The sequence below is a fragment of the Streptomyces sp. NPDC045026 genome, from assembly GCF_056432625.1.
Genome location: NZ_JBWKIS010000037.1, coordinates 69,887 through 78,334, shown reverse-complemented (window position 1 = coordinate 78,334; position 8,448 = coordinate 69,887). Strand labels below are relative to the sequence as shown.

General features: G+C 65.8%; 5 protein-coding genes and 1 pseudogene. 1 reads left to right on the top strand and 5 read right to left on the bottom strand.

The annotated features are described in order from the left end of the window. Positions 1–91: 91 nt before the first annotated feature. The 5 genes and pseudogenes from AC07EJ_RS41770 to AC07EJ_RS41750 form a co-directional block, all read right to left on the bottom strand. Positions 92–388 carry an NAD-dependent epimerase/dehydratase family protein gene (locus AC07EJ_RS41770; RefSeq protein ID WP_478886189.1) on the bottom strand — a complete coding sequence of 99 codons (297 nt, stop codon included), beginning with the start codon at positions 386–388 and terminating at the stop codon, positions 92–94. Positions 389–606: 218 nt separating this feature from the next. Further along, a complete protein-coding gene (locus AC07EJ_RS41765) occupies positions 607–1,665 on the bottom strand; it encodes a type III polyketide synthase (protein WP_478886188.1) in 1,059 nt (352 codons plus the stop codon). Between the two features lie 896 nt (positions 1,666–2,561). Then, positions 2,562–3,767: a cytochrome P450 gene (locus AC07EJ_RS41760; RefSeq protein WP_478886187.1), complete on the bottom strand. Its 1,206-nt coding sequence runs from the start codon at positions 3,765–3,767 to the stop codon at positions 2,562–2,564. A gap of 89 nt (positions 3,768–3,856) precedes the next feature. Next, positions 3,857–4,489: pseudogene (locus AC07EJ_RS41755) on the bottom strand (IS5 family transposase); the annotation flags it as partial. A gap of 325 nt (positions 4,490–4,814) precedes the next feature. Next, positions 4,815–6,554 (bottom strand): AIPR family protein, encoded by a 1,740-nt coding sequence (locus AC07EJ_RS41750; RefSeq protein ID WP_389487858.1) that lies wholly within the window; start codon positions 6,552–6,554, stop codon positions 4,815–4,817. A gap of 362 nt (positions 6,555–6,916) precedes the next feature. Here AC07EJ_RS41750 and AC07EJ_RS41745 point away from each other — a divergent pair, with 362 nt between their 5' ends. After that, the gene (locus AC07EJ_RS41745) at positions 6,917–7,924 is read left to right on the top strand and encodes an AdipoR/hemolysin III family protein (RefSeq protein ID WP_389487856.1); all 1,008 of its coding nucleotides are present in this window, start codon (positions 6,917–6,919) and stop codon (positions 7,922–7,924) included. Positions 7,925–8,448: the final 524 nt, after the last annotated feature.

Sequence of the window (8,448 nt, the reverse complement as noted above, 5' to 3'; positions counted from 1 at the left end):
TCCTCCACACCTACAACCACCACCGATGCCACACCGCACTCGCAGGCAAGCCCCCCATCAGCCGCGCAAACAACGCTTCAGGGCAATACACCTAGATGCTGGCCGAGGAGACGAACACCAGCCGCTTCAGGGTGCTTGTGTGCCGGGCTGCGGCATCCAGGACGGTTTGTGTGCCGCGACCATTGGCCTGGAGTGCCGCCGCCGGGTTGCGGGTGCACTCTGCGACGTCGGCCAGGGCCGCGGCGTGGATGACGTAGTCGCTGCGCGCCAGCAGGTCGTCCATCAGCGCGGCGTCGGTGATGTCGCCGACGATGACGTCCGAACTCCTCGGAGAGATGTTGAACACGGAGGAGTAGACCGACGAGCCGTAGGCATCGACGCGGCCCACCGCCAAAGGCTCGGCGCCGACCGCGCGGAGCTTGTGTTGCTGTTGCTGTTGTGGATCGGCTGGTGGAAGACCGAGGACTCTTCCCGCTCTCTTGAGGGGTGGATCTCTGTGGTGGGTTCGCCAGTGATGACCGCCCGCAGCCTTGGTGTGGGGTGCGGGCGGTTGTGGTCCTGGTGTGGGTTGTGGGGTGGTTGTGGCTGGTGGTGTTTTGTGGGGGGTCAGGGTTGGGTGTGTGTGGTCCAGGTGCCTAGGGCGATTTCGGCGGTGATGCCTGGTCCGAAGCCGGCGATGAGGCCGCGGTGTCCGTCGAGGGTGGAGGCTTCGTCGAACATGCGGGCCAGGGCGTCGAGGACGACTGCGCTGGCTATGTTGCCGTATTCGGTGAGTGTGGCGCGGCTGAAGCGGAATGCTTCGGAGGGTACGTCGAGGTAGTGGCTGAGGTCGTCGAGGATGCGTGGGCCGCCTGCGTGGATGATGTAGAAGTCCATTTTGCCGGCGTTCCACTGGTGTTGTTCGGCGAGGGCCTGGAGGGCGGGGGCGAGTGGTTCCATGGTTCCGGGTACGCGTTTGTCGAGCTGGAAGTGGAAGCCGGTGGAGCGTACGGCGTAGGAGATCCAGTCTTCGGTGCTGGGGATGATGTAGGAGCCGTTGCGTTCCAGGCGGATTCCGGTGCCGCCGTTGCCCCGGAGTACGGCTGCGGCGATTCCGTCGCCGAACAGGCCGTTGGACAGGAGGGATCCCACGCCGAGGTCGGTGGGCTGGTAGCACAGCGAGCAGAACTCGCAGGCGACGATGAGTACGTTGGCGTCGGGGTAGGCCGTGCAGAAGTCGTGGGCCCGGTTGATGGCCGCGCCGCCTGCTGCGCAGCCGAGTTGGGCGATCGGCAGCTGGCGGGTGTTGGGTCCGAAGCCCATGGTGTCGATGAGCCATGCGGTGGGCGGGGGCATCATGAAGCCGGTGCAGGAGACGTAGATGATCATGTCGATCTGCTGGGGTTCGAGTTCCGCCTGGTCGAGGGCGCGGCGTACCACGGCCGGTACGCGGGCCTTGGTGTGTGCCTCGTAGGTGGCGCTGCGGGCGTCGAGGCCCGGGTGTTGCAGGACTTTGTCGATCGGCTGGATCAGGTGCCGTTTTTGTACCCCGGTGTGTTCGATCAGGCTGAGGACCAGGTCGAGTTGCGGGTGGCCGTGGTGCAGCCGCTCCGCGAGTTCGAGGGTCTCTTCGTTGGTGATGATGTACTCGGGTACCTCGATGGCCGGTTTGCAGAGAACCGCCATGGAACGCCTCCCAGCGCACGTGGTCCGCACCGCCGCGCCGTGACCGGGTGAGGGCTGTTCGCCGTCCGGTGCCCATTGGATCCGTCCGCGCCGAAACGGTGTGGAGCGGATCGTTGGTGGGCTCCGGCGCGGTTTCGGTACCTGGCGCCGGCGCGGTGGGGGCAGACCGTCGAAGACTGAGTTCTCCCCGTTCGGGCGGAGGGTGGTCCGCCACGGCTTGATCAGCCGTCCGACCCACGCTACGACGGGGGAGTGAAGCGCGCATGTCGGGCGCGGTCCATGAGGGGGTGCAGGTTACGGCGGGGGAGTGGGGGCTGCATGCCGGGCGCGGTCTATGAGGGGGTGCAGGTTACGGCGGGGGAGTGGGGGCTGCATGCCGGGGGCAGCCGCACGAGCGGGGTGGCCCGGATCATGGACGGCTGCGGTCGTTGTGGCGACGTACGTCTCGATGGCAGCCGTTCCCGGCCAGTTCTCGAGGCGGAGCTTCACCGCCCGAGCCGCCCGAGCCGCCCGAGCCGCGCCCGGTCCGCTCGAGCTGCCTGGTCTTGCCCTGTCCTGCCCGGCTCGAGGCCCGGGTTCGAGGCTGTACCACGAGGTCCTGGTTCGAGGGCGTACCGCGAGGTCCCGGTTCGAGGGCGTACCGCGAGGCCCCGGCTCAAGGGCGTACCGCAAGGTCCCGGTTCGAGGGCGTACCGCGAGGCCGTACCGCAAGGCTGTACGGCAAGGCCCTGCTGTGGGGCGGGGCTCCTGCCGCGGGGCGGGGCTTAAAGAGAGGGGGCGGCTGTCACCCGGGACTCTGCGGGTGGGCTTTGAGCGCCTTGGGTGCTTTGGGTGCAGGGTCTCGGGTGGGATGGGCGGGATGCCGCACTCACGCGGTCACCTGGTGACGGAGGCAGTCACCAGGTGACGGGCAGTGCGATCGGGTAGCGCCAGATCGAGGTGGTGTTCCAGCGGATTTCTTCGGCCGGCTTGGCCAGTTTCAGGTCGGGGAAGCGTTGCAGGAGGGTTCCGAGTGCGACGTGGAGTTCGGTGGTGGCCAGTGGGGCGCCCAGGCAGTGGTGTCCGCCCCAGCCGAAGGTCATGTGGGACGGGCCGGAGCGGTGCAGGTCCAGTTCGTCGGGCCGGTCGAACTTTCGTGCGTCGCGGTTGGCTGTCAGGTAGGAGACGTGCACGATGTCTCCTGCCTTGATGGTCACGCCGCTCAGTTCCACGTTTTCCATGGCGACGCGGGGGATGCCGACGCCCTTGCGGAAGGGGATGTAGCGCAGGAGTTCCTCGAGGGCCTGCGGGAGCATTTCGGGGCGCTCGCGCAGCATGGCGAGTTCTTTGGGCCGGGTGAGCAGGGCGTAGGCGATGTTCCCGATCTGGTAGGTGGTGGTGTCCTGTCCGGTGATGAGCAGGACCATGGCCATGACGGCCAGTTCCTCGTCGTTGAGGATCTCGTCTCCGTCGCGGGCCGTGGCCAGTGCGCTGATCAGGTCGTCGCCCGGGTTTTGGCGCCGGTGCCCGGTCAGTGTGTGGAAGTAGGCGCGCAGATCGGCTTTGGCCCGTACGGCGTTGTCACGGTTGCCCATGCCGGTGTCCATCATGGTCCGTGCGTGGGCGCGTAGTTGGGCCCGGTCGGCCTCGGGGATGTCGAGTACCTCGCAGATGGTGGCCAGGGGCAGGGGGTCGGCCAGGTGCTCGGTGAGGTCTGCGGGTGAGCCGTGTTCTTCCATGCGGTCCAGCAGTTCGTTCACGACGTGCTGGGTGCGGACCCGCATGCGTTCCATGTGACGGGGCGCGAAGCCTTTGGAGATGAGGCTGCGCAGGCGGTTGCTGGCCGGTGGGTCCATCACGTTGATCGCTTCGTCCTGAACGATGGGTTCAGGGGTCATGCGGGGAAAGTTCCGGCCGATGATGGCGTGGCGGCTGAAACGCCGGTCGGTTGTCACCGTGCGTACATCGTCGTAGCCGGTGACGAGCCAGGCTTCCCCGTCACCGTAGGGCAGCCGGATGCGGGAGACGGGCTCTTGGGTCATCAAGTGCTTGAGCACCGGGTCGAACTCGAGGGCCTCGGCAAAGTCGAACGGACAGTTTCGCGAGGTGGCGACTGGTTCCATGCGTGGCTCCCGATCGGGGATCTGACAAGCGGTCCACAGGTGTCCGGGGCCGCACGGGACACCGGACGGGACAGGGGTGCCCGATCGTCTGCAAAGGCACGCACCGCTGCGGCCATTCGGCCCAGCCGAAGCCCCCGGGCGTGTGGCGGGGCCGCTCCACGGCGGGCGATTTTGGGTGTGATGTCGCGAGCTCGGATGAGGCGGCGGTACTTGTCAAAGTCGTCGCCGCGGCCGGCGAACAGTCGTCGCGGCCGGTGTCGTGGCCGACCACGGGGCCGCGAATGCGAGGCATCGCGTCCAGCAGGGGCATGAGCTGGGTGACGTCATGCCGGTTTCCGCTGGTCAAGGAGACAGCGAGTGGGGTTCCGTTCTGGTCCACAATGACGTGGTGCTTACTTCCGGGGCGGGCCCGGTCGACTGGTGACGGTCCGGTGTGGGCTCCTCCCTTGAGGGCTCGGACATGCGAGCCGTCGATGGCGCAGTCATCCATTTCCAGCAGCCCGCCCGCAGCTCGGCAAGGATCGCAGCGTGCAGTCGAGGCCAGACACCGGCTTCGGTCCAATCCCGTAGACGGCGCCAGGCCGTGACCCCGGAACACCCCACCTCTTGCCGTGGCACATCGCGCCACGTCATACCCGTGCGCAGAACGCAGGTCGAGCTTGCGATGAAGCGGTGGGCCGCAACCGGAGAAGCCCTGGGAGGCCCCTACTTCTGGGTCTCGGACGGCCTCGTCGTCTGCGATGGCGGCATCAGCAACATGACCCAAGTGCTCGTCGGACTGGTCGAGAACGACGAGTTCGCGCAGGTTCTTCAGCGGCTCGACAACTGACAGGCCCCCGCCGGTTGCGAAAGCCTGATTCTGAAACGATCAGTTACGCCCTCAGCCCGGGAGGCGCACTGCCCGGGTCGCCCGCGCGAGCGGGTATCTCTGCAGACGCGTACGGACGGTGGGGCGGTGATGAAGAGTTGCCCCGAGTGGTACTGGATTTTCGCCTTTGAGTGTCGGCGGGACTGGCAATCGCGGGGCCTGTAGCGCTCGGGTTTCGGTCAGCGTTCGATGTGATAGCGGCTTTGGGAGATGACGGCCTGGCGGAGTTGTGTGGTGAAGTCGGGGGTTCGGGCGATGCGGTCGACGCCGCCGGCTTTGCTGTGGCGTAAGGCACTTTTGAAGTTTTGCTCCAGGGTGCCGGTCATGCGGGTCATCAGGTCGTCGCTGAGGTGGGTGAGGTCGATGTTGAGGAGATCTCGTGTGGTGGGCTGGCGCAGCCGGGTGAGGGTGTAGGCGGACATGGAGGCCAGGGGGTAGAGCCAGTTCTCCAGGGAATCGCCCAGCAGTGGCCGGTCTTCGGCGTACCGGGTGAGGAACATGCGCAGCCTGGTGTGGACATCGAGGCAGAGGCGGTAGATGTCCAGGTCGTGTCGGGACGAGAAGATCTGGGTGTAATGCTGATCATCCAGCAGCAGGGCATCCGAGTGCCGCAACGCCGTGTGCGGTTCATGCTGGATGAAGGCCGTGAACTCCCGTGCCAGACGGGACATGCTGACAACCCGTTCAAGTGGGAAGCCGAGGTTGCGGTAGTAGCTGGCGCGGCGTTCGTAGTAGTAGCCGCCGGCGTGCGTGAGGCTCTCCTCGATGTCCTTCTGGATGGATTCGGTAGCCCGCAGGGCACCGGCAGGCAGCTGTGTCTGACTGTTGGTGGCTCGGATGATGCGGTCACGGGCGGTGCCGGACTCGGGTGCGACGACGACCTTGACCAGGAGCGAGCGGTCACGGTGCTGGCCGCCGCTTTGGAAATAGCTGTAGATTTCGTGACTGGTCTGCAGCCCGTTGACGATCTGGGGCTCCTTGACGACGATCCTCTTGCCAGCGATCTGGGCGGCGTCCGCGACCACCGTGACACCGTTGTTGAACCACCAGAAGTCCTCGCCGGTCCCGGACTTGAGGGTCTCACCGATGGCGTTGTTCACCGCGGTGGACCCTGCGTAGTCGCGCACGTTCGACTCGAACAGCTCCAGCCGCAACGCCTCGTTGCCGGACGTGATGAAGCGGTAGTACTCGTCCAGGCGTGCCAGGCACACGTACCCCTCGCCGAGCGAGGTGCTCATCGGGGTTTCGGTGAAGACCAGTTGTGCGACAGCTTTGGCACCCCGGGCGGTGCGCTCGCGTAGATCTGCGGCGTTGAGGTACTCGATGGTGGCCTCGGAATCGGAGGTGATCTTCGCGATTTCCCTGCGTAACCGGTCGCCCTTGGCCTTCACATTCGGGTGCGGCGCCTCGGACGCTTTGCTGGCATAGATCACTTTGATGCGGACTTGAGGGAAGGAAGACGCCAGTTCTTCGAGGATGTGCAGGAAGCGCCGTGTGCGGTCCAGGAGTCTGGCGTTGGTGTGGCTGGCCAGGTCATCCTCGTCGCGGCTCATGTCCAGCAGCGCGGGCAGATGGAAGTGCAGCTTCTCGATTACGGTTTCCTGGTAGCCCGAGGTGTTCTTCGCCTGCAGGATCAACAGCTCGATCTTCCCCGCCCGCGACGGCAGGAACTGATGAGCGTCGGCGGTGATGTAGCGCTCGTCCACGAAGGTCCAGATGCCGTCGATGCCGCAGTCGTGCGCCCCGTCCACGATGCCGTCCATGATCTCGTCGGTGTCGAGATCCCAGTCCTGCAGTGCTTTGTCGGCAGCAAAGAAGGTAAAGAAGTCGTCGCGGCTCTTCTCCGGCGCCAGCTTTCGGTGCTGATCCTCCAGGATGCGGTCCAGCAGCCGCTGGTCGTTGTTTTGGGCTGACGTCATGCAGCACCTCCATCAAGGAGCCAGAACCCGGACAAAGAGATGTTGACAGGCTGATGTCACGGTGAACACCCTGCGCACAGACGGGAGTTGGAGGGAGAGGGCAGACGCAAGGGTGTCGGTGCGACTTCAACCTGGCGGTACGCAGGTGCTCACCGGCGGACGCCGTCGCGAACAACGTGTCGTCATCAGTGACTTGGTTGTCAGCTCCCGTTTTGGGCCCGTCGGACGGCCTTGCCCCCTCGTGCAGGATGTTCTTTAGGGCGGCGCGTGTGGTGGGTGAGTCGGGCGGTGGCTCGCATCCGCAACCTCTGATCTGCGTCAAGTCTCCACGCCTTGGGGCGTGGTGATCAGACGATGAGGATATGTCGCTCTCACAGCAGGCCACCATGGCAGTGCGCATCCACTGGCGGCTGGTCATCCTCCCCGTCGGATTCATCCTCAACGTCTGGGGGAACACGCTCTTCGACACGTCGCCCGACACCACCAACCGGGCTGTCAGTGTCGTCCTGTTCGCCATCGGGCTCTTCCTCGCCTTGTACGGCTTCCGGTTTTGGCAGAGCGTCGTGGAGAAGTGGCATACCCCCAAGCGGGTGAGCCGCTGGGCGTCCCAGAAATGGAACGAACCGGCATGGCAGTACCGATGGTGGCGCTTGAAAGTGATCGTGTGGGGCATGGGTGTGTGCGGTGTCGTCCTGCTCGCGGTGAGGCTGGTTAACGGTGTCGCTCAGCAACCGGACCGGGTGGTGGAGCACGCCGCATCCGCCATGACGTTCATGTACGCGTGGGGACTTCTTCCCCTGTGGACGCAGGCGGTCGAGGCGAAAGGCGCCTCCAAGCAGCAGGTGCTGGAGGGGACCGGCAGGCGTGTCGGGCGGGCAGCGATCAGCCGGACCGTCGCCAATGCTGCTGGCATCTATTTCGCCGGAGCCGTCGTCTATGCGCTGGTCTTCCCCAGCCGGCCCGCGCTACTGGTGCCAGCCGCGGTGACTCTCGGCGCCGGCATGGTAGTGACCGGGCACAAGACCTGGGCTCGGCTGCGCAAGCTGTCCACACAACTGCATGGCCACATCCAGACCCTGGAAAGGGACCTGGCGATGATTCCCTCCAGCCAGGACAAGACCCGTGAGAGACAGGACGCGGCCCGCAGAAGCTGGGATGCCGTTGAACGCGACCTGTGGACGCCTGTCGACACCGGCTATGGCGTCTTCGGTATCCCCTTCGTGCCCCGTGAGACGACCCATGACCTGGGGGTCCGGACGGAACAGGCGATCGAGGCACTGGGACGTGACGCTGGCGCGGCGCGGGGTGTGCTGGACGATTTCGCTGCAATCAGGCAGGCGTGCAATGAGCGGATCGATTCCGTGGCGTGAACCAATCCGAAGCCAGCCTGGCCGTGCCCTGGCACTTTCGGCAGGCTCGTTCCGCTGCCCACCCAGGAGGTAAGGCGGAGCTATCCAGGGCCACGGTGAGCGTCGGATCGGGCAACGTCAACCTCATGCGTCACGTTTTCCACGCTGCATATCAGTTGGCGCTGCGGTCGGAAGGTGCGGCCCCATCCGTTCTGAGCCACAGCCCCGGCCCCAGCAGACCGCCCGCTGACGTAGGCGGCCACCATGCCGTCGGCCCAGGGGCCGCCCGGGAACGCGTGCGGATCTTTTTCCCAGCGGTCCACGAAAACCGTGAGGGGCAGTGCTGGCGGGTGTACGGCGGACAGATGCACCAACACACGCCGACGAGCCAACAAACTCACCGGTGCACGACGTGCAGACCTCGATGAGCTCGGCATGCGCTGGTAGCGGCGTGATCCCCGAGCTTGTCCCACCCCAAACCGCTGCGCCTTGAGCCACGCGCCGAGGTCTTCGCCCTGCACGACCAGGACACCCGCCTCGCGGGG